The following is a 20347-nucleotide window of genomic DNA, read 5'->3' as shown; positions in this document are numbered from 1 at the left end:
GCTGATTTAGGGTGGTTCTTCATTACTAAAACAACTATAGGAAGGATTCATTTCATTTCATTTATGAATACATTCATTTTTGATTGACAGTCTTAAGACTTATGAATATAATACAAATATGAACATATTCATATTTTGAGGAGGATACAATATGTCTGTTTCTGAAAAGGCTGTTATGATGATGAAAAATGGGTTTTTATGCAGTCAGTCTGTTTTTGCTGCACTAAGTGAAGAACTTGGCTTAGAACAAAAGTTAGCCTTAAAGATTTCAACGGGTCTAGGTGCAGGAATATCATGTCATGGTGATATTTGTGGGGCTGTTAGTGGCGGAATTTTAGCCATAGGATTAAAACACGGGAACCATGAGGGCCTCTCCGACCCAGACTCTCAAGGGAAAACTTTCTATCTTACCCAGGAGCTAATCGAGAAAATTAAAGCAAAGCATGGATGTTATACCTGCAAAGATCTTACGGGTTTAGATTTTACAAAGCCGGAAAATGTTAAACTTGCCCATGAGTCAGGGATATTTGACAAAATATGTAATAACGTAATTAGGGATTCCGTACAGTTTGTAGAAGAAATTTGGTAATAATACCTCAATGATAATTTGAAAATGCATACCTGACAAATTCTACTACATAGGTATGCATTTTTAATGCCTCCACAAGATTTTACTATCCATACTCAAAGGCTATAGAAGGGTTATGCTAACATTTGACGATGATTGAATAACTGTCTATAATTATCAATGAATAAATTCATTGTTGAATTAGCTTTATTGGAGATAAGCTTACGGAGGACTTAATGGATCGTAGACAAAGGAAAAAACTGCAGGTGCAGAAATCGATTGTTGATGTGGCAATTAAACTGTTCATAGAAAAAGGCGTTGAGGAAACAACTGTGGCTGAAATTATGGAAGGTGCTGACTTTGGTATAGGTACTTTTTATAACTATTTTCAATCTAAAGAAGACATTCTCAAATATGCCCTAGCTGAGAAAATCAGTGAGGTTAAAAGGTCGCTGGAAGAACTGAACCAATCATCGGCTAATCCCCCACAAAAAATCTCTCAGCTTTTATTGATTTTAGGTAAGATATTTGAAGAGAATCAACAATTATTTAAAGTATACCGTAACCAGTCACTATCACCAATACAACCGCCCCATGGTCCGGAGTTTAAAGATTTTTTAGTAAGTGTTATTCGGGAGGGGCAAGAAAAAGGAGAATTTAGAGTCACTATTCCAATTGAAATGGTAACAGAGATGTTCATGGGCCTGATCCAATCCGCTATAACCAGCCGTTCACAAATCCCTTTCCAGGAGAACCTTGAGTACAAGTTAGATTTATTTCTGGAGGGACTAACGGAGAAAAAATAGCACATCTACTAACTATATAAGCCACCGTTTTTGGTTAAACGGTGGCTTGTTCTTATTCTTATAAAATTTAGCACCAATGGCCTTTGCTCGAACGGTAGATCCTTTTATCCACTTATTTAAGTAAGTCTTCAAGATTTATACTAAATCCCTTCAAAACCTCGGAATGGGCTGTCCCTGTTTCCTTCAATACCTCTAATTGGTGATACTGCCCTTCCCCATTTAAAACATAGATTTGTACAGTATTCAAAAGAGGATTGACAATCCAATATTCTTTAACGCCATGTTGCATATATAAATTGAGTTTTTTAACGAGATCATGAGCTTGATTTGATGGAGATAATATTTCAATGATGAGTTCAGGTGAACCAACATACTTATTTTCGGCCAGTTTCGTTTTATCACAGATAACTGATAAATCCGGAATAACAACCTTGGTTTTTTCAGACTGATCCCCTTGGTCATCATCTGTCCTAAGTTCAATGTCAAAGGGTGCAGGAAACACTTCGCATTCTTTTCCTTCAAGGAAATTGAATAACTTTGCATGTAATCTACTGGAAATCCTTTGATGTTTCGTCGAAGGAGATGGAGTCATATACACAATCCCATCAATGTATTCCAATCTACTCTCGGAATTTTCTCTGAGTTTGTTATATTCGGCTATTGTAATGGCTTGAGGTTCAGTTAAGCTCAACATAAACACCCCTCATCTGCAAAGATTGATGGTATTACCATATTATAACACAAATTGACTTATAGATTCTATTGATATCCTCTTCAACTTCCTTTTGAATTAGTTAGATAAGATTTTCAATTTCAGTTCATCACACTTAATCTTTTAGCGTTAACATATTCAATAGCTTCCTTGCCAGTTATGTGCTCGACGTCAATTGCAACCATAGAGGATTGCGTACATCCGGATATTTCCTTATGCTTGGCTTCTTCAGGTTGATTTGCTGAATACTTTTCAACTAAAGCCTCAAAAGCTTCAATCCTTTCACCACCTTCTACAATTCTAGCTTTTCCAAAAGCGATAACGCTGCGAAAATAAGAAGTGAATTTTTCACTTACTATCGTATCTTCATCTATTACTGAAAAAGATACCTTTGGGTTCTTCGTCATACCATCTATTTTATGTCCGGCTTTGGCTGAATGAAAATAGATTTTGTCATTCAGATAGACATAGCTAAGTGGAACTGCGTAAGGATAATCGTCATCACCTAAACACGCCAGGACACCATTTGTGCATCTATCCATTACAGCTACGGTGTCTTCTGTTGATAATAATTGCTTACCTCTTCTCATTTCTCTAAACATTAATTTACCCTCACTTTCATTAACTTAAATTCCATCCAACTATGCTTTAGGTAAGCTGGATTGCTCTTTTGTTGTGTACGAATCGGGGATCAAAGCCATGTTTTAACCTTCATTACAAAAATAAAACCTGAAAGATACCATCTTGATATCTCCCAGGCTTTTGTCCTTCCGTGACACAGCTATAAAACTGTGAGTTCTCTCTTGGTCACAGACCAGTTGAAACTGCGGAACCCTAGAGAACTTTAATTATTAACTTTTTATAAGACAAAACTCTTTCAAACCTAACCATTAGTATATATTTATTTGATCCATAAGTCAACGTTGCACAGTAAAACAGTGGCTAGTTCGTTCTTTTTTCTTTTTTAATCACATCTTAAATCACATCAAAAAGACTCATCTGATCACTTTCCGGAATTCCCTTAAAGCAGCTGAATTTCCGCAGTGAATCTATAGTAGCATTCCCAATCTTCGCCCGTTTCTTCACATCCTCTATGGAGTTGAAGGGCTTTTCCTGGGCGGCATTATAGAGACCTTCCGCAGCCACAGTTCCCATGCCGGATATACTGTTGATAGGCGGTCTTATACCCTCTTCCTCCAGCAGAAATTTTGTGGCATGGGACTTGTACAAATCAATGGGCAGGAATTTAAAGCCCCTTTCATACATTTCTAAAACCAATTCCAAGTCATCGTACATATCCTTATCTTTAGGGGTGACAGTGTTACCCAGTTCCTCAATCTCTTTCATCTTAGCCTTAACCTTTTCTTTGCCGAAGATCATAAATTCAGCGTCAAAGGCCTTGGCTCGAATGGTGAAGTAGGCTGCGTAATAAGCTTGAGGTATGTGCACCTTAAACCAGGCAATGCGGAAGGCCATCATGACGTAGGCGGCAGCATGGGCTTTAGGGAACATGTATTTGATTTTTCGGCAGGAATCGATATACCATTCCGGCACCTTATGCTCCCTCATCAAGGCTTCATATTCAGCCCATTTTTCAGGGTTGGATAAAGCTTTCCCCTTACGCACCAGCTCCATGATCTTAAAGGCCGTATTGGGCGGCAGGCCCTTTTTAATCAAATAGGTCATGATTTCATCCCGGGTACAGACGGCTTCGCTTAAGGTCACGGTTCCCGCATCTATTAGATCCTTGGCATTTCCCAACCAGACATCTGTCCCGTGGGAAAGACCGGATATACAGATTAAATCTTCGAAGGCTTTGGGCCGGGTATCTAAAAGCATTCCTCGGACAAACTTCGTACCAAACTCCGGAATGCCGAAGGTCCCCACCTTGGAATTGATCTGCTCCGGGGATACCTTTAAGGCTTCCGTGGAGGAGAATATGGACATGGTCTCCGGGTCATCCATGGGTATCTTTTGCGGATCCACACCGGTGATATCCTGAAGCATTCGGATAACCGTCGGGTCGTCATGCCCTAGGATATCCAGTTTTAAGAGGTTAGAATCAATGGAGTGATAATCGAAATGGGTGGTTATGATATCCGAACTAGAGTCATCAGCAGGATGCTGGACGGGACAGAATTCAAAGATTTCCCGTCCCTTCGGCACGACGATGATTCCTCCCGGGTGCTGTCCTGAGGTTCTTTTGATCCCGGTGCAGCCCTTGGAGACTCTCAGAGTTTCTGCCTTGCTAACGGTACGGTTTTTTTCCTCATAATATTTTTTCACATAGCCAAAGGCTGTTTTTTCAGCGATGGTACCGATGGTTCCGGCCTTAAAGGTGGTCCCCTTGCCAAAAATAACCTCGGTATATTTATGGGCCTTGGCCTGATATTCTCCTGAGAAGTTTAAGTCAATATCCGGCTCTTTATCCCCATTGAAGCCTAAGAAGGTCTCGAAGGGGATATCGATGCCGTCCTTGGCCAGCTTTTCTCCGCAAACCGGACATTCCTTATCCGGTAGGTCAAAGCCGATTTTAACCCCATGATCAGAGAAGTCCGAATATCGGCAGCCGGGGCAGCGGTAATGGGCCTGCAAGGCATTTACTTCCGTAATCCCAGTCATATAGGCAACCACCGAGGAACCCACGGATCCTCGGGAGCCTACCAGATAGCCGTCCTCGTTGGATTTCCAGACCAGCTTTTGAGCGATGATATACATCACAGAAAAGCCATTTTTAATAATGGAATCCAGCTCTCTATCCAGCCTTTGCTGAACAATTTCCGGCAAGGGGTCTCCATAGAGGGCATAGGCCTTCTCAAAGGTAATGTCCTTAATAGTCTGTTCGCAGCCTTCAATATGAGGCGCGCACTTCTCCGCTGAAATAGGACTGATCTGCTGGCACATATCGGCTATCAGATTGGTGTTGGTTACCACCACTTCATAGGCTTTTGCTCCTCCTAGATAGGAAAACTCCTCCAGCATCTCTTCGGTAGTTTTCAAATATAAGGGTGCCTGATTATCCGCATCTTTAAAGCCTTGACCGGCTTCCAGGATTCGCCGATAGATCTCATCTTCCGGATCCAGGAAGTGAACATCCCCGGTGGCCACTACAGGCTTGTTTAATTTTTCACCAAGAGCTACAATTTTACGATTAATTTCCTTTAAATAGTCTTTGTCCGGTACCTGCTCGGTTCTGACTAGATACTCATTGTTGTCGAGAGGCTGGATTTCAAAATAATCATAAGCCTCGGCAATGGCTTCAATTTCCTCATTGGACTTTCCCAGTAAGATGGCCTGGTAAAGCTCCCCTTCACTGCAGGCACTGCCCAGGATTAAGCCTTCTGAGTATTTTTTAAACAGGCTCTTTAAGATCCGCGGTTTTTTATAAAAATAATCTAAGTGAGAATAGGAAACCAGCTTATATAAATTCTTTAAGCCCACATAGTCCTTGGCTAAGATGATGGCATGATAAGTTTTAAGCTTCTTATACTCAACGCTCTTGGCGTCTGCATCGGAGCCGTAGCGATCAATATCCTCAAGGGTTTCCGCTCCCCGTTGCTTAAGTTTTTCCATCATAACCTTAAAGACTTTCACCGTGGTATCCACGTCATCTAAGGCCCTGTGAGCTACCTCCACCTTGAAGCCTAGGTTCTTAGCGATTCTGCCTAATTTATAGGTTTTAAAATCAGGAAAGAGCTCCTTGGCCAAGGACAAGGTATCCAAATAGGTGTAATCAAAGCCGTAGCCTAAGACTCTAGCATTATGCTTTAAGAAGCCGATATCAAACTCAGCGTTATGAGCAACCAAAACGCTTCCTTCAATAAATTCCAGCAGTTTAGGAAAGACCTGGTCTATGGTCTCGGCATCTTTTACCATATCATCCGTGATGTTGGTAACCTCTACAACCCTTGCCGGAATCGGCTTTTCCGGATTAACAAAACAGCTGAACTCGTCGATGACCTTGCCATCTTGGAGTTTCATGATTCCTATTTCCGTGATTTTTTCCGTTACTGCTGAGAAACCGGTGGTTTCCAAGTCCAACACGCAATAGGTAGTATCAAGGCTCTGGCCTTTAGCGTTGGTGAGGGAGGACTTTTTATCCGGGGCCAAATAGGCTTCCACGCCATAGATAACCTTCATGTTCGGATTATCTCGACCTAAGAGCTTATGAGCCTCGGGAAATGACTGTACTACGCCATGATCCGTAATGGCAATAGATTTCATCCCCCAGCTCATAGCTCTTTTAATCAGATCGGTAGCACTGGTCATGGCATCCATCTGACTCATCTGGGTATGCATGTGCAGCTCGACCCGCTTCTCCTCTGCTTTATCCTGCCGCTGAGCCTTCTTCCTGCCTGCTGTTTCTACGATGGTATTGGCAATCAGCTCAATTTCCCCGGAAAACTGGCTAAAGCCGGCATTTCCGGCCAGCTTGACACCCTTAGCCTTTTTTAGCCGGGATACTATCTCCCCATCTTCACCGGGCTTAATGAAAGCCTTACAGGTCATGGAACTTGAGCCGTCATATAAATCAAAGGAAATTAAAGTTTTTCCGCTTCTTAATTCCTTGGCTTCGATATTAGATAGCTCACCCTGGATAGCTACCCTGCCTTCATCCGGTGTGATGTCCGTAATTTTAATGACCGTGTCCTTAATCGTCGAGTTTCTGCCTAAGATCAAGGAAGGATCACCTTTTTTTCCGTCGTCCCCTTTAGCTTCCGATTTTATTGGCGTAGATTCTATAGGGGATTCAGTGGCTGTTGTAGCAGCAACTTGCCTTTGAAGAAGCATAGTCTCGTTTGCTTCGGTAGCTTCTTGCAACCTTTTTAATTCTTCACTGCTTACATCATCGACAAAATTAATCTGATAGGCAGCCCCGTAGAGGTTTTTGATGGCCTCCTGAATTTTCTTGTCATAACCTCTGGCTTTTAATAGGTAGGAAACTGCCGTTTTAAATGTAAATTTGATCCCATGATTTTCGGCGATTTCGTAGTCACAACTTCTAAGCGCTCCGTTTAGGATGGGATGTTTATTCGCCAACACTGACAAAATATGTTTGAGTTCCTCTTCTAAGGGTTTTCTCTGGGTTCCCTCAGGGTAAACTACCGTGATGATCGAATCCTCTAAGGCTAATCGTTCTCTGATAAACCGATTGAGGGCTTCAATTTCTCTTGTTTCAATATATTTATCAGAGCTGATTTTCATCTCTAAGGTTTTCGTACTTTTAGTTAAGACCACTGCTTGTACAATAGCAGTATTAAGGTTACCCTCAGCTTCATAATCACTAAAAATTTCATTTATATGTTTCATGTACTTTGTCAGTCTCTCCTAAAATTTTTTGAAGGCTGCAGCCATGGAAGGCAAAAACCAGTATTAATTTCTGCCGTATCTAATCTTATCATTAATGACCTTCCTCTGAAAAGGTAAATTTGTCCGGGATATTTACCAAAGGAAATAAAACAAAGCCAAAGTATAATAGCCGAAGGAAATATGCACAATGGTTATGATAAGAAAACTCAGGAAAATTGAGGCTAAAATATGCAAAAAAGCTTACGCATGGAGTGTATTGATATTTTTAGGGGGCTAACTATAGCACTAATGATCATGGTTAGTAATCCGGGGAATCCCTCCAATATTCCCCAACAATTGAAACACGCTCCTTGGAATGGAGTTACGGTAGCCGATCTGGTATTCCCTTTTTTTATCTTTATCATGGGCGTTGTCGTGCCGATATCAACCAGAAATCGATTAGAAAAAGGCACCAGCCGAGGAGCCATCATTGGCCACATTTTAAGCCGCAGCAGTCTAATATTTCTCTTAGGGTTATTATTAAATGGGTTTCCCTTCTTCGATTTAACCGTCATAAGGATTCCTGGAGTTCTCCAGAGAATTGCTGTGGTTTATTTAGTCTCAGCCCTTATCTATATACTACTCAGATCAGTTTTCAAAAAAGAAACATTACAAATAAATGTTCAACTTCTAACATCGGCTCTATTGCTCATTTTATATTATCTTTTACTAAAATATGTTCACGTTCCTGGATATGAAAGGGGAGTAATGGATCTCCAAGGCAATCTTGTTCAATACATTGACCTAAAATATCTTGAAGGTCATTTATATACGCCAAATTGGGATCCGGAAGGTATTCTCAGTACAATCCCTGCTTTAAGTTCAGGCCTTATAGGGGTTGTTGCCGGAATGATACTTCAAAGACCCTATAGGCGACTTATTAGGCTGTCTTTCCTCATTGGCAGTGGTTTATTGCTGCTATTCTCCGCAGAGTTATCTAATGCATTCTTTCCCTATAATAAAAACCTCTGGTCTAGCTCCTTTGTCCTACTGACATCTGGCCTGGGGATTTTATTATTAGCCTTTTTATATCTGGTAACAGATATCCTCAAAAGGGATAGATTCCTAATACCATTCAAGGTTATAGGGGCCAGTGCAATTTTCATCTACTTTACTTCAGGACTTATGGGAAGGTCATTATGGCTAATTCCGATATATGATTCTATTTCCGGCAAAACCATGTCCTTTAGAATCTGGTTCACAGAAAGGCTCATAAGTCCGTGGGCACATGGGTTAGATTCTTTATATTTTTCGCTTTCTTACGTGATATTTTATATGGTTATATTGGGTTTTCTTCATCATCGAAAGATATATATTCGACTTTAGAAGGTCATTTCAGTGTATTTTTATATCGAGGCCAAAAATATCCGTTAATATGATAACATAATAGCTAAAAGAAACTAAAGCAGCCGAAGGGAAATTTAAGATGACCAATCAAAATTCAGCCGACATCATTGCAAAATTTGATCAAGTTTATCCGGTATATTCCGATTTTACCAATGTCACCGAAAACTTGTTAAAAGGAATACTTCAGCTTAAGGGTATCAACGTTCACTCCATCACTTCCCGGGTAAAAAACCGAGAAAGCTTAAAGAGAAAGGTCAATCGGGAAGATGATAAATACACAAAGCTAGAGGACATCACCGATTTAGCCGGGATTCGGATTATCACCTATTTTGCTGACCAAGTGGATCTTATCGCCAGTTTCGTGGAGGAGGAATTTGAAGTAGATCGTTCAAATTCCGTGGACAAGCGGGAATTAATTGACCCTGAGAAATTTGGCTATCTATCCCTTCACTATGTGGTCAAGCTCCCCTCCTTTAGGCTCCAGCTTATTGAGTACCAACGCTTCAAAGATTGCAAGTTGGAAATTCAAGTCCGCTCCATTCTTCAACATACCTGGGCTGAAATCGAACATGACTTAGGGTATAAAAATGAACACGCCGTGCCCCGGGAAATCCGGAGAAGCTTCTCTCGACTAGCCGGATTGCTGGAGTTAGCAGATGAAGAGTTTATCAAAATTCGTTCTAACCTGGCTAATTACGAGGCCGAAGTTGAAGCTCAAATTGAGAAGACCCCCACTACGGTGCTTATCAATCAGGCATCGCTAAAATCCTATGTTCTAAAATCCCTACACATCCGTGAACTCGACCAGAAGATTAGTCATATCGTCAACGCCGATTTAGAATTAAAGGATCGTTTTTTCGGCTATCTCACTACAGTCTTTAGTTACCTCGGAGTAAAAACTATTGGGGAACTCGATGAAATCGTTCAAGACATCGGAGATGATCTCTTGAATTTCCCTCGCAACGGTCTCAAAAACAAACAAGGGGAAAAGATCAATTGGGGTACCTCTTTATTCTACTTAGCCTATGCCATCGTCGGCCGAAGAGGTTCCCCGAAGCAAGTAGCTGATTATCTTGAGCATTTCAAAATCGAGACGCCTGAAAGCCGGCAAGAGCTTATTCAACAAATCTTGACGGCCTATTCTTCGAAATCTTAAGGAAAGGTCCTATGAGATCATTTACTCTCAACTGCCTTTTCAACGGCAACGAATCCGATTTGATTGCTTTTTTCAAACAAACCAAACATAGCGATCCCCTAATTTTTCATCGTCGTAAGGTTTTCAAAGTTAGTTTATGAATGCAGGATTTGAAGAACAATTTTCTTCAGTTAGGTTAAACTCTCTCGCAACTGTAGTGAATGAATTCTTGATAACATTTAGGCTACATACCAGACTAGCCTCGTCCATGATTTCATTAATCCTAATTTTCTCAAGAGTCATATGATATCACCTTTCTATTTAGCCGATATTGGCTGCACAATGCCAATGAGCTTCTCTCTACATCTAGCATATATAGAGTTACAGATAATTTATATTATGGGGAGCAAAAAAATGAGTTATAAAATATTGCTATTTGATTTAGATGATACATTGTTAGATTTCAGTGCTAACGAAATTGATTCGTTAAACAAATTGTTTTATCAACATGGATATACTTTTTCAGATGAGCTGTTTGGAGTATACAATTCCGTCAACAAACAACTGTGGACTGATTATGAAAATGGAACTATTGCCTTAGATGATGTATTAAATTCAAGGTTTTCAGAAACCTTGTTGAAATTGGGCAAAACTGTGGATGGTATAGAATGGGAAAATCAATATCGAGAACTTCTAGGCAATGGGCATCAACTCATGGACGGAGCTTTAGAATTGTGTCAGAGTTTATCTGAGTCCCATAGACTGTTTATCATTACAAATGGAATAACAAACACTCAGATAAAGCGTTTGAAGCATGCAGGACTAGATAGATTTTTTGAAGACATATTTGATTCTCAAAGCATCGGATTCCAAAAGCCATCAAAAGAATTTTTCGATTATGTAATTGGTCATATCAAGGATTTTGAAATAAGGGATGCGCTTATTATCGGGGATTCCTTAAATACTGATATTAAAGGCGGCCTCTTGTCAGGAATAGATACCTGTTGGATCAATAGCAAACCGCAAAAATCCTCTGCGGAAATTCAAAGCACCTATACAATCACAAGTTTAGCGGAACTATGTGCTATTTGCGGCCTTGAGCAGAATGCGTAGTGATTGACGGACTGCTCCAAAATCGAAAACGTTTCCGATTTTGGGGCAGCATGGGCTGTATAAAATGTTTAGCTAACCGCACTCTGCACCCGAACTACCTTAAAGGGGCTGCTCACCCTTAGTCAATAATACCCATCCTATAGCCAGGATAAAGAACAAACTAAGGATCATTGGAATCAGGATCACCATAACTCCATAATAGCTCGTTCGTAAATTTTGCTGGTTATTAAGCTTCGTTGTATTATCCGCAGCCGGAGTGGCCGTGAATTTAACTGTTTGCTCGATTTCACCCTGACTCCCTGGCAAGGATACAGTAAGGTTAGCCTGCAGGTTTAGGGGTTTAAAATTATCACAGCGCAGCATAAGGATACTGCTCTTCTCCTGAGAAGCCTTGAACTGAGCGAAGAGCTTATTTCCACTCATGCTAACAAAGGATTGTCCACCCGTCCTCTCACCGATTTGATCAGCTGCGTTCTTAAAATCCTCATCTACCGAGGCTTGCTGGTTTAGAATTAAGGTATAAACAGGCAATCTGTCGACATCCAAGTAGCTTTTCAGGTCATCACAACTGAGACAGTCTCCTTCAACCCCGCCGTCGGTTACCAGTATAATAATCCGTCGGGAAGGGATGTCTGGGGCTGTCCTTCCTCGGTCATAAGCTTCTCGAATCCCCGAATATAAATAGGTTCCTGCAGTGGCATCCAAAGATAAAGCATTTTTAAGGTTTCTACTTACCTGATCTGAAGAATCATTGCTCATAAAATCCTTGACCGGTTGCAATTTGTTGCTCACACTAAAAACAGCTATTTTGTCCTCTGAACTGACAAAGCCATATAATTCTTCCAACATACTCTGAACTTCACTTATAGAGTTTTGCATTGATGCCGATGTATCGACTAGAACTAGGTAGGCCGTATTTTCAGCAACTTTGTTTCCGTTCTTAACAGACTGAATGTCTGTTATTTGGACTGGAATATCATTAAGTTTAATGTTCAAATTCTTTTTAAGTTTGCTGTTATCCAGATAAACGTTTTCTAATTCCACAAATAATTTTAGATTCGGTAAGTTCGACTCTACTTGAGTAATTCTAAGTTTTGAATCATCGTCTGCTCTGCTGACGTCGGCAATCATGAGGATTGCCAGCATTAACAGCACTAGACCACGAAGGGTTCCTCCTTTTACAGTCCCAATTGAGCTCCTCCCCTCAAGCTAAATGACATTGTTATACTATGCTTGGGAGGAGTATATTTAGATTAACAAATACTGTCATAAACGAACTATGAAGAGAAATCTATAGTCCTAGAGAATCTTGTGTAACAGTATTGAAGGCCTAAATAGACTTTTGATCACAAAAAACTAGCCCACCTAAAAGCACCTAAAGGTAGGCTAGTTTTGTTGCATTTAAGATTGCCGGAGAATTTAAGAAGCTCTACTAACGGAGGAAAAACTGGCTTGGAAAGCAATAGTTAGGATAGGTCTTTTTTCTCTGCACTTAGCTAATGTGTTACTGAATTAATACATAGGCACAAAAATGTGCGTACTTGTTTAATTCTTCCTGAACATTATAATGAAAATGTCATTGAACAAATCAAAACTAAGTAACTTATAGGAGATAGGAGACGAATTTTAATGATAAAATTACTTTCTGTTAATGGCAGTCCGCGAAAGAATTGGAATACCGATACGTTATTGCAAAAAGCCCTCGAAGGAGCTAAATCTGTGGGAGCGCAAACAGAATCTGTTCATTTATATGACTTGAATTTTAAAGGTTGTACCAGCTGCTTTGCCTGTAAAAGGAAGAACTCGAAGTTCGTCGGACACTGTGCTATGAAAGATGACCTAACTGCAGTTCTAGAAAAAGTTCAGCAATCGGATGTTCTCTTGTTGGGATCACCTATCTATTTTAGCAATGTAACCGGTTTAATGCGTTCTTTCTTAGAACGTTTGTTATTCTCCAACCTTTCCTATAATGAAGGTCATCGCTCTGTTTTTCCTGGGAAATTATCCTCTGGTTTCATTTATACCATGAATGTTCCCAAGGAGTATATTCAACAAGTTAACTACGAAGCTTTATTTCAACAAAACAAAACTGTGCTGCAACTACTTAATGGAACCTCTGAATTTATGATTTCCGCAGATACCTATCAGTTTGAAGATTACTCCAAGTATGAAGCATCCATGTTCGACGTAAATCACAAGTCCCAGATCAAAGCTGAGCAGTTCCCCATCGATTGTCAAAACGCCTTTGACATGGGGGTTCGACTTTCAGGCCTTTAAAAACACTCTGCTCCATGATTGGTTTCTCTTTTAGCAAGCTACTACCATAAATGTAACTCTTGTCTTGTTATCCATGTCTTCAAACTTGCTTAAAATACTACCGTGCTTAGATGCTCCTTCATTCTGGGAATCATCAAATTCTATAACTTTGATGATTCCTTTTTCTTGGGGTTATCAGGTTTTAGAGCCTCATCAGCTACTCCATTCGTAGGGTGTTGAATGGAGGGACTAAGAATCAAACAGCCCAAATCAACCTTTGCTTAGCACAGATATCTTTCATGAAGGAACGCTGTGAACTATCCTTAAAACGAACGACAATCATATTTCCTTCATCCTTAAGAATAACTCCTTCTCCAAATGATTTATGCTGTACAACCAACCCGGGGACTAAATCACTCAGCGGGGTTGATACTTGAGAGATCACTTCTTGAGGCTTTTTACCTTGCAGCACAAGGCTGACCTCGCCAAGGAAGCGAGAGGCTTTCACCCGTTTCTGATAATAGTAATTCATAGAACATAAGGTTAACTCTCGTTTGGCCCTAGTCATGCCTACATAAAAAAGTCGTCTTTCCTCCTCTAACAATTCCTTCTTGCCATCTTGATCATCCTTGATTGTCTCCCATTCAGGAATGATCCCTTCGACAAGATCAATTAGGTAGACCTGATCCCATTCTAACCCCTTGGCCGAATGGATGGTTGAAAGGGTCACGACATTTTTGTGCCTATTTTTATAGGAAGTCATCATTTGCTTGTCCAGATGGGTTAAACGATTGGCAAACTCCACAATCGTGGGTTCCTTCTGAGCAATTGAACTCAGAACATCCAAGAGGCTTACTACATAGTCTTCGGAAAAGCCTAGGGACTCACACATTCGCTTCATCGCTTTATCATAATCTAGTTGGTTTCGGATATAAGGGATTGCCTTCGCAGGTGAAAGAGTATTAAGCTCCTTAAACCACTTTTTAAGGTCTAAAAACTCTATTTTTCCCTTATTGGTCACTCCCGGTTGTTCAGCCAGAATGTCAAAAATTGAACGATCGATTGGCATTTGCCTTAGTAAATCAAGATGTTGCTTGCGGATTGGACAACTTAACTTGGACCAAATCCGCTCCAAGACGGGCAAGCTTTTGTCATTAAACGAGAAGCGAAGGAAATTTAACATATCGTTAATGGCCCAGTGGGAGAAAAACCTCTGTTTACCTGACTCACGCATATAAAAGGGAATATCTGCTCGATCTAGCTCATCAGCCAAAGAAATGGCGGATAAATTATTCCGATACAAAATCCCTACCTGGGCTAAATCCTTTTGCCTCTGGAGTTTCTGAATAATAAATTGATATTGCTCTCCAATACCTTCAAATTGTTTGCTCTGAAGGACGCCCCCTTTTGGATTCTTAGTAAACATGGCTTTATCAAACCGCAGCTTATTAGAACGAATAAAACCGCAGGCTACGGCCACAATCTGGGGAGTCGAGCGAAAGTTCTGCTCCATGCGCAGAATCTTTGCTCCAGGGTACGTCTGTTCAAACTCTAAGAGGTACTTTGGCTCCGCCGCTCGAAACCCAAAAATTGATTGATCATCATCCCCTACGACAAAAATATTGTTCTGGGGCTTAACGACCCTTTCGATGATTTTGTGCTGAAGAAGGGATGTATCTTGGCTCTCATCCGTAAGCATATAGTCGAAGCGTTTTCGATAATACTCTAAGCAGGCCGGGTTTTCCACTAACTCCTGAAAGGCAAGGGAGAGCATATCGTCATAATCAATCAGACGTGGGCGGCTGCTTTCCTTATAGTCCTCATAATCCTTATATATAAGGGAGAAATTTTTAATGTCACAATTCGAAAGCTCTTCGGGTTTGCTTAACGTATTTTTTACGTAACAAATAGTATTCTGTAACCCTTCCAGCTGCTCATCGGTAATTGAGGAAGCATTATGCTTTTCGTAGATCCTACGCAGAACTCCTGTCTTGCTTTCAGCCCCGGTTTGTTCCTCAATAATTTCAAATCTGGTACCTCTTTGTCGAAAAGCGGTTCGAACTACCTCATAAGCGAAGCTGTGTATGGTAGAAAATTGAATTTCTCCACAGCCTTCAGTTTGAGCGCTTACCATAGCCCTAAAATTCTCAAAGAACCGTTCTCGCATTTCCTTGGCTGCAGCTCGTCCGAAGGTTAGGCAAAGAATCCTTCGAGGATCTATGTTTTTTACAAGAATCAAATAAGCTAAACGAACAGTGAGAACCGTCGTCTTCCCAGCGCCAGGAACCGCTAGAAGTAAAAGAGGGCCCTGGTTATGAACCACAGCCCGTTTTTGCTGATCTGTTAAAACAAAACCTCTGGCCTTGATTTCTTCAAAGAAATCCTTTTCGCTAATCACCGTAAATCTCCTACTATGTATTTCTAACACCTTACTAATAGTTGATGGATGTCATAAGGGTGTATGATTTATTGTATAGTGCCTATTGGACTTGGTCAATGAGATTCTATTCTACCTTGACTTTTACAGTATATACGGCATTATATCCATAACCTTTTCTATTCCACTTTGCTTTAAAGGGTTGGATATTTCCAAAAGAATCCTTGGCTCTCGACATAATCAAATACTCGCCTTTATTAGGCACTTTCCAGACGAATTTCCAGAATGTCCAAGAATATAACGGTGATTGCTCCTGAACAAGATTAGCCTTATGCCAGCTTTCGCCTCCATCTGTGGTCACTTCAACTTCTGTGATTACACCCCTCCCTGTCCAGGCAAAACCTTCAATGACATGCTTTCTATTATCCAGAATTGAACGGTTTTGCGGCTGCTGTATCACTGAATTAACGTTAATCTGAGCTACTGGTGTTTTTCCTTGATCATTGTCTTTATATGGGTAATAGTTATAGTCAATTTCCTGAAACGGTCCCCTGAAGTGATGATCAATAACCACAATTCTTTTGAGCCATTTAATTGAAGCCATGGCATACCATTGAGGTACAATCAGCCTTAAAGGGTAGCCATGCTTAAATGGAATGGGCTTGCCATTTAATTCATAGGCAATTATTGTATCGGGATGAAGTGCCTTTTGAATAGGTAAGCTCCTGGTAAAATGAAATTTTCCCTCCAAATCCTTTCTTTTACCATAATCATATGCCTCAAAGACGACCTCCAGCGAAGTGCTTTTCAATCCTATTAAGGCCAGGAGATCTTTAAGAGGTACCCCCCTCCATAATCCCTGACTAATAGCTCCGTCTTCCCATTGCTCCCCATAGACCTTCGGATCAAAAAAGGCCCTATTATTACCCGAACATTCAAGTGGCAGAGTCAGGTGTTTTGAGGGCATGCGTATTATGTCTTGATATTTAAAGATTGTCGGTCTCATTACTTCCCCTAATATAGGAAGAAAGAAAGCTTCTTGGGTTTGGCTTGGATATTCAAAGTGATTTCTGATAAAGAAATACTCAGTCGGTGTAATGGTTTGACGAAGAAAATGAATAGGAGTTTCCTGGTTTTCAGGGTTCAATTTTCTGGTCGTTAAATATGGGATTATTGAAGGTTTCTCAATATCCAAAGAATCAGCACCTCTCCTATCCAGATCACAGAGCGACGATTAATTACCTAAACTTATTAGTCAGTGTTGCAAAGTAATATCAAATAATTAATGTAATATTTACCATCAAACGCAAATCAGCCCCAAAGGCTTCACTATGCGTCCTCTCAGGCTGATTTTTGTATAGATCATTTTCTAAAGCTGTTTTGCAACAACCCCCGTCTCGAAATTGATAAATTCAGACTACCAAAATACTCTTTACAAATCCAGACTATTCGAGTAGTATATAGGCATACTACTCGAATAGTCTGGAGGTTTAACATTGGAAACAGTAAAATTATTTGACAGTGAACTAAAAATTATGGACATTGTGTGGGATAAGGAGCCTGTATCGGCAAAGGAAATCACTCTTATCGCCGCCGAAACCATCGGCTGGAATAAGAACACATCCTATACGATTATCAAAAAGCTTATCGAGAAAAAAGCCCTTGAACGGACTGAACCGAACTTTATCTGCACTTCCCTGGTCAAAAAAGAAGCTGTACAGAAGGCTGAAACTCAAAGCCTGATCGACAAGTTGTATAAGGGCTCTAAAAAGGCCTTTTTCGCTTCATTTATTGAAAACGATGTTTCCGAAGAGGAACTTGAGGCATTAAAAAAGCTGCTGGAAAAGAGGTAGTCTATGCTATCCGAACTATTCTACTGGGTACTTAATATGAGTATTATCGCCAGTATTACCGGATTGGTTGTTTTGTCTCAGCGTAAGCTCAAAGCTCTGCCACGTTTTGCGGTATATGTCTTATGGATTCTTCCTTTGATCAGGTTCTGGCTTCCTTTTGGCATTGCCAATGAATACAGCTTGCTAAGCCTAATTTCAAAATTCACCACCAAAACCGTGGTCGTCTGGAAAGAACTTCCCCAGATCACAACCACCAACAGTATAATGGGGGCCAAAGACTATTTCCCTATTGAATATAAAACCGACCTGCTTGCAAATGTGTTCAAAGTCGCATCGGCGTTTGGGGGAGCAAATACAAAGGTACGAATCGAAACTATATTGTCCTGTGAACCTCCCCCACCTACACTACATTAGAGGTAGGGGCTTCCGGCAAGCCCAAAATGTATGTCTCAATGGCATCTCCCTTAGAGATACCTCACCTGAGGCGCGAGTACGTTATTTCGGTAAGGCCGGCAACTATATGCAATTGCATACGGGCCAGATTCATGGCATCTACTACTTCCCGCTTTAGGCGATCCGTAGATACTTTTGTTGATCTAATGATAGTTCCTGGAACTTCCCATATTTGTAGTTGCTCAAGATGTTCTTCGCTCCGTGGATATCCCGGTGTTCCTGATATCCGCAAGTACAACTGTAATTCCTAGAGGATGGTTTCTTTCTCCTCCCACAAACGGGACACGTTTGTGTTGTATAGGATTCATCGACTTTTTGTAGACTTATTCCCTCGGCTGCCAATTTGTATTGCAGGTAGGTTGTGATTCGACCAAATTGCCATTGAGACATTTTTTGATTATGTTTGCGAGAACGTTTGTGCTTGTTCTTTTTCTTTTTGGGAGAAGTATTTCGCTGTACACCCTCCATGTTGCCTACAACGACTTCCTTCACTTTATTTTCTAGACACCAATTTGTGAATTTACGGGTGGTTTTGTGAAGGGCATCTGTCAACTGGGCATCACTCTTACCCAAGACGTAATTCAAAGCTTGCCGGTACTTTTTCCATTGACGAGAACCTTTTTGACATTTGGCTATCTTCTTTTGCAGTTCCTTCATTTTCTTATTACGTAATCGTTTGAGACTTCGGATCTTCCGACCGGTAATAATCACTCCTTGACCATTATCACAAACTGAAGCTATGGTGTGGATCTCACCCAGGTCTATAGCCGCAATACCAAGATGATCATTTTCTTTGGGCGTTATGCCGTCATCATAGGCTATAGCTAACCGCAGACCCCGGTCATAGACAAGTTCCATCTCTTTAATTTTGCCGGAGGGCAAATCCTTGACTCGAACCACTATAGGTTTTTGACGTTTACCCCTGAAAAGCCCCAAACTTAACTCGATTTTTCCGTTTTCGCCAACCCGAAACCCATCTTTTTTCCATTTAGTATTGAAATGCTTTTTTTCTTTGTAAGGGTACCGAATTTTGGTGAATCCCAATGCCCTTGCTTTATGGGCATTTTCTCGAGCATCAATGTATCTTTCGTAGACCGCCTGTATGGACTGACTGTGGACTGGGTATTGACCTTTGGTTGCTAAATGCAACGTCCCTCGGTCAATCCAGTTACCGTTTTTTTGAAAATGCTCTTTGGCCAATCCTAAACAGTCATTCCAAACATTGGAAGATGTGCGATTACAGGCAAAGAGACGTTCTATGTTGTCTTTAGTAGTATGGAATGTTGTCTTTAAGACTCGGATTATTTTGAACACCCCCTCCAATGTTCTATCCCCTTATTTTACCACGGGAAGAACAGTTTCGAAACAGGTGTTCTGGTAATATTTTGGGGCGACGATTCATCTCACCACCTATAGAGGATGGGAGTCTTCTCGCCGCGCGATGATAAAAAATTCTATTTACTGTCGCTACATGCGCTTGTTTTAACATCTGTCTATGCCATATACATGGGTTTTGTAACACTAATTAATTATTTGCAAAATGGCTTTATTGATGTGGCTAATTATCAAAGATCATACCTGGCATAACAGTCTCTTCGACTACCATCATTATGTATATACATTTCATATCAATTAAAAAACAAGCGAAAGACTACCTCACTTAAAGGTAGTTTTCCGCTTGTTACCTGGCGATAACCTACTTTCCCAGGGGCTATGCCCCAAGCATTCATCGGCCCTCGAACGAAAGGCACGATAGTGTCCGGTGACGAAAGTCTCCGGTGGAGAGTTTCGCCGAAGCCGCTGATCCCCCAAAGAATCCTTAGCGGCGAAGGACGAGTGCCACCAACCACAAAGAACCTACGTGGCGAAGGGGAACCTTTCGCCACATTGCGACTCATGAAGCATACTCCTGCAATGTGGATCGAACACGATAAGCGGACGAGCTTTTCGCCACACTGCGACTCATAACGCATACTCCTGCAGTGTGGATTCTTAACTTCCGTGTTCGATAGCAGTATTATGGAACATAGAAAGAACTACCTCGTTAGAGATAGTTCTTTCGCTTGTTTACCTGGCAATAACCTACTTTCCCAGGGGCTATGCCCCAAGTATCATTGGCCCTGGAGGTCTTAACTTCCGTGTTCGGTATACGAAAAGCGGATGAGCTTTTCGCCACACTGCGTCCCATAACGCATTCTCCTGCAGTGTGGATCGAACGGGTGGAACCCCTAACTCCCAAGATTCTTACATACAATCACTGGATTAAAAACACAGACAGACTACCTCGTTAGAGATAGTCTGTCGCTTGTTACCTGGCGATGACCTACTTTCCCAGGGGCTATGCCCCAAGTATCATTGGCCCTGGAGGTCTTAACTTC

17 protein-coding genes and 1 riboswitch are annotated in these 20347 nt (G+C 41.0%); of the genes, 8 read left to right on the top strand and 9 right to left on the bottom strand.

What is annotated here, in order from left to right; genetic code table 11:
* Nucleotides 1–151 precede the first annotated feature (151 nt).
* Nucleotides 152–589 (top strand): C-GCAxxG-C-C family protein, encoded by a 438-nt coding sequence (locus tag DP73_RS04015; protein WP_034597649.1) that lies wholly within the window; start codon nucleotides 152–154, stop codon nucleotides 587–589.
* A 215-nt stretch (nucleotides 590–804) separates the two neighbouring features.
* Entirely contained in the window at nucleotides 805–1374 is a 570-nt protein-coding gene (locus DP73_RS04010) for a TetR/AcrR family transcriptional regulator (RefSeq protein ID WP_034597647.1), read from the top strand.
* 112 nt (nucleotides 1375–1486) lie between these two features.
* Here the strand turns inward: DP73_RS04010 and DP73_RS04005 are convergent, their stop codons facing one another.
* The 3 genes from DP73_RS04005 to polC form a co-directional block, all read right to left on the bottom strand.
* Nucleotides 1487–2068, bottom strand: a complete 582-nt coding sequence (locus tag DP73_RS04005) for a Uma2 family endonuclease (protein ID WP_034597645.1) — start codon at nucleotides 2066–2068, stop codon at nucleotides 1487–1489.
* Nucleotides 2069–2187: 119 nt separating this feature from the next.
* Nucleotides 2188–2688 carry a pyridoxamine 5'-phosphate oxidase family protein gene (locus DP73_RS04000; RefSeq protein ID WP_034597644.1) on the bottom strand — a complete coding sequence of 167 codons (501 nt, stop codon included), beginning with the start codon at nucleotides 2686–2688 and terminating at the stop codon, nucleotides 2188–2190.
* A gap of 147 nt (nucleotides 2689–2835) precedes the next feature.
* A riboswitch (guanidine-I (ykkC/yxkD leader) is annotated at nucleotides 2836–2935 on the bottom strand.
* Between the two features lie 126 nt (nucleotides 2936–3061).
* Nucleotides 3062–7396, bottom strand: coding sequence for a DNA polymerase III subunit alpha (gene polC, locus DP73_RS03995; protein ID WP_034597642.1), 4335 nt, complete (start codon nucleotides 7394–7396; stop codon nucleotides 3062–3064).
* Between the two features lie 228 nt (nucleotides 7397–7624).
* Between polC and DP73_RS03990 the strand changes: the two genes are divergently transcribed.
* The 3 genes from DP73_RS03990 (at nucleotide 7625) to DP73_RS03980 (ending at nucleotide 11030) form a co-directional block, all read left to right on the top strand.
* Nucleotides 7625–8761, top strand: a complete 1137-nt coding sequence (locus DP73_RS03990; RefSeq protein ID WP_034597640.1) for a DUF5009 domain-containing protein — start codon at nucleotides 7625–7627, stop codon at nucleotides 8759–8761.
* A 100-nt stretch (nucleotides 8762–8861) separates the two neighbouring features.
* Nucleotides 8862–9938 (top strand): hypothetical protein, encoded by a 1077-nt coding sequence (locus DP73_RS03985; protein ID WP_034597638.1) that lies wholly within the window; start codon nucleotides 8862–8864, stop codon nucleotides 9936–9938.
* A gap of 393 nt (nucleotides 9939–10331) precedes the next feature.
* Nucleotides 10332–11030, top strand: a complete 699-nt coding sequence (locus DP73_RS03980) for a YjjG family noncanonical pyrimidine nucleotidase (RefSeq protein ID WP_034597637.1) — start codon at nucleotides 10332–10334, stop codon at nucleotides 11028–11030.
* Between the two features lie 99 nt (nucleotides 11031–11129).
* Here the strand turns inward: DP73_RS03980 and DP73_RS03975 are convergent, their stop codons facing one another.
* Nucleotides 11130–12176, bottom strand: a complete 1047-nt coding sequence (locus DP73_RS03975; protein WP_034597636.1) for a vWA domain-containing protein — start codon at nucleotides 12174–12176, stop codon at nucleotides 11130–11132.
* 486 nt (nucleotides 12177–12662) lie between these two features.
* Between DP73_RS03975 and DP73_RS03970 the strand changes: the two genes are divergently transcribed.
* A complete protein-coding gene (locus DP73_RS03970) occupies nucleotides 12663–13307 on the top strand; it encodes a flavodoxin family protein (protein ID WP_034597743.1) in 645 nt (214 codons plus the stop codon).
* 235 nt (nucleotides 13308–13542) lie between these two features.
* Here the strand turns inward: DP73_RS03970 and DP73_RS03965 are convergent, their stop codons facing one another.
* Nucleotides 13543–15684 carry an ATP-dependent helicase gene (locus DP73_RS03965; protein WP_034597634.1) on the bottom strand — a complete coding sequence of 714 codons (2142 nt, stop codon included), beginning with the start codon at nucleotides 15682–15684 and terminating at the stop codon, nucleotides 13543–13545.
* A 106-nt stretch (nucleotides 15685–15790) separates the two neighbouring features.
* On the bottom strand, nucleotides 15791–16858 hold the full coding sequence (locus DP73_RS03960; RefSeq protein ID WP_081962946.1) for a sulfite oxidase: 1068 nt from the start codon (nucleotides 16856–16858) through the stop codon (nucleotides 15791–15793).
* Between the two features lie 301 nt (nucleotides 16859–17159).
* Between DP73_RS03960 and DP73_RS03955 the strand changes: the two genes are divergently transcribed.
* Both DP73_RS03955 and DP73_RS03950 read left to right on the top strand, forming a co-directional pair.
* Complete coding sequence (locus tag DP73_RS03955; RefSeq protein WP_081962945.1) at nucleotides 17160–17516, top strand: BlaI/MecI/CopY family transcriptional regulator; 357 nt, start codon at nucleotides 17160–17162, stop codon at nucleotides 17514–17516.
* Between the two features lie 3 nt (nucleotides 17517–17519).
* A complete protein-coding gene (locus tag DP73_RS03950; protein ID WP_242865689.1) occupies nucleotides 17520–17930 on the top strand; it encodes a hypothetical protein in 411 nt (136 codons plus the stop codon).
* Between the two features lie 153 nt (nucleotides 17931–18083).
* Here the strand turns inward: DP73_RS03950 and DP73_RS03945 are convergent, their stop codons facing one another.
* The 3 genes from DP73_RS03945 to DP73_RS23320 all read right to left on the bottom strand — a co-directional run bounded on the left by DP73_RS03945 (nucleotide 18084) and on the right by DP73_RS23320 (nucleotide 20157).
* Nucleotides 18084–19283, bottom strand: a complete 1200-nt coding sequence (locus DP73_RS03945; RefSeq protein ID WP_034597739.1) for an RNA-guided endonuclease TnpB family protein — start codon at nucleotides 19281–19283, stop codon at nucleotides 18084–18086.
* Nucleotides 19284–19597: 314 nt separating this feature from the next.
* Nucleotides 19598–19867 carry a hypothetical protein gene (locus DP73_RS03940; RefSeq protein ID WP_034597633.1) on the bottom strand — a complete coding sequence of 90 codons (270 nt, stop codon included), beginning with the start codon at nucleotides 19865–19867 and terminating at the stop codon, nucleotides 19598–19600.
* Between the two features lie 146 nt (nucleotides 19868–20013).
* On the bottom strand, nucleotides 20014–20157 hold the full coding sequence (locus DP73_RS23320) for a hypothetical protein (RefSeq protein ID WP_165574381.1): 144 nt from the start codon (nucleotides 20155–20157) through the stop codon (nucleotides 20014–20016).
* Nucleotides 20158–20347 lie beyond the last annotated feature (190 nt).

The organism is Desulfosporosinus sp. HMP52 (assembly GCF_000765145.1).
Lineage (GTDB): Bacteria > Bacillota > Desulfitobacteriia > Desulfitobacteriales > Desulfitobacteriaceae > Desulfosporosinus.
Note: the sequence above shows the minus strand (reverse complement) of the source record. Positions and strands in the feature narration are given on the sequence as shown.

Bases quoted from the DNA above. Each gene is read 5' to 3' on its own strand.
- DP73_RS04010 (WP_034597647.1), top strand. From the start codon at position 805: ATGGATCGTAGACAAAGGAAAAAACTGCAGGTGCAGAAATCGATTGTT.
- DP73_RS03940 (WP_034597633.1), bottom strand. From the start codon at position 19,867: ATGAGTCGCAATGTGGCGAAAGGTTCCCCTTCGCCACGTAGGTTCTTT.
- DP73_RS03950 (WP_242865689.1), top strand. From the start codon at position 17,520: ATGCTATCCGAACTATTCTACTGGGTACTTAATATGAGTATTATCGCC.
- DP73_RS04005 (WP_034597645.1), bottom strand. From the start codon at position 2,068: ATGTTGAGCTTAACTGAACCTCAAGCCATTACAATAGCCGAATATAAC.
- DP73_RS04000 (WP_034597644.1), bottom strand. From the start codon at position 2,688: ATGTTTAGAGAAATGAGAAGAGGTAAGCAATTATTATCAACAGAAGAC.
- DP73_RS03985 (WP_034597638.1), top strand. From the start codon at position 8,862: ATGACCAATCAAAATTCAGCCGACATCATTGCAAAATTTGATCAAGTT.
- DP73_RS23320 (WP_165574381.1), bottom strand. From the start codon at position 20,157: ATGGGACGCAGTGTGGCGAAAAGCTCATCCGCTTTTCGTATACCGAAC.
- DP73_RS03975 (WP_034597636.1), bottom strand. From the start codon at position 12,176: ATGCTGGCAATCCTCATGATTGCCGACGTCAGCAGAGCAGACGATGAT.
- DP73_RS03980 (WP_034597637.1), top strand. From the start codon at position 10,332: ATGAGTTATAAAATATTGCTATTTGATTTAGATGATACATTGTTAGAT.
- DP73_RS03990 (WP_034597640.1), top strand. From the start codon at position 7,625: ATGCAAAAAAGCTTACGCATGGAGTGTATTGATATTTTTAGGGGGCTA.
- DP73_RS04015 (WP_034597649.1), top strand. From the start codon at position 152: ATGTCTGTTTCTGAAAAGGCTGTTATGATGATGAAAAATGGGTTTTTA.
- polC (WP_034597642.1), bottom strand. From the start codon at position 7,396: ATGAAACATATAAATGAAATTTTTAGTGATTATGAAGCTGAGGGTAAC.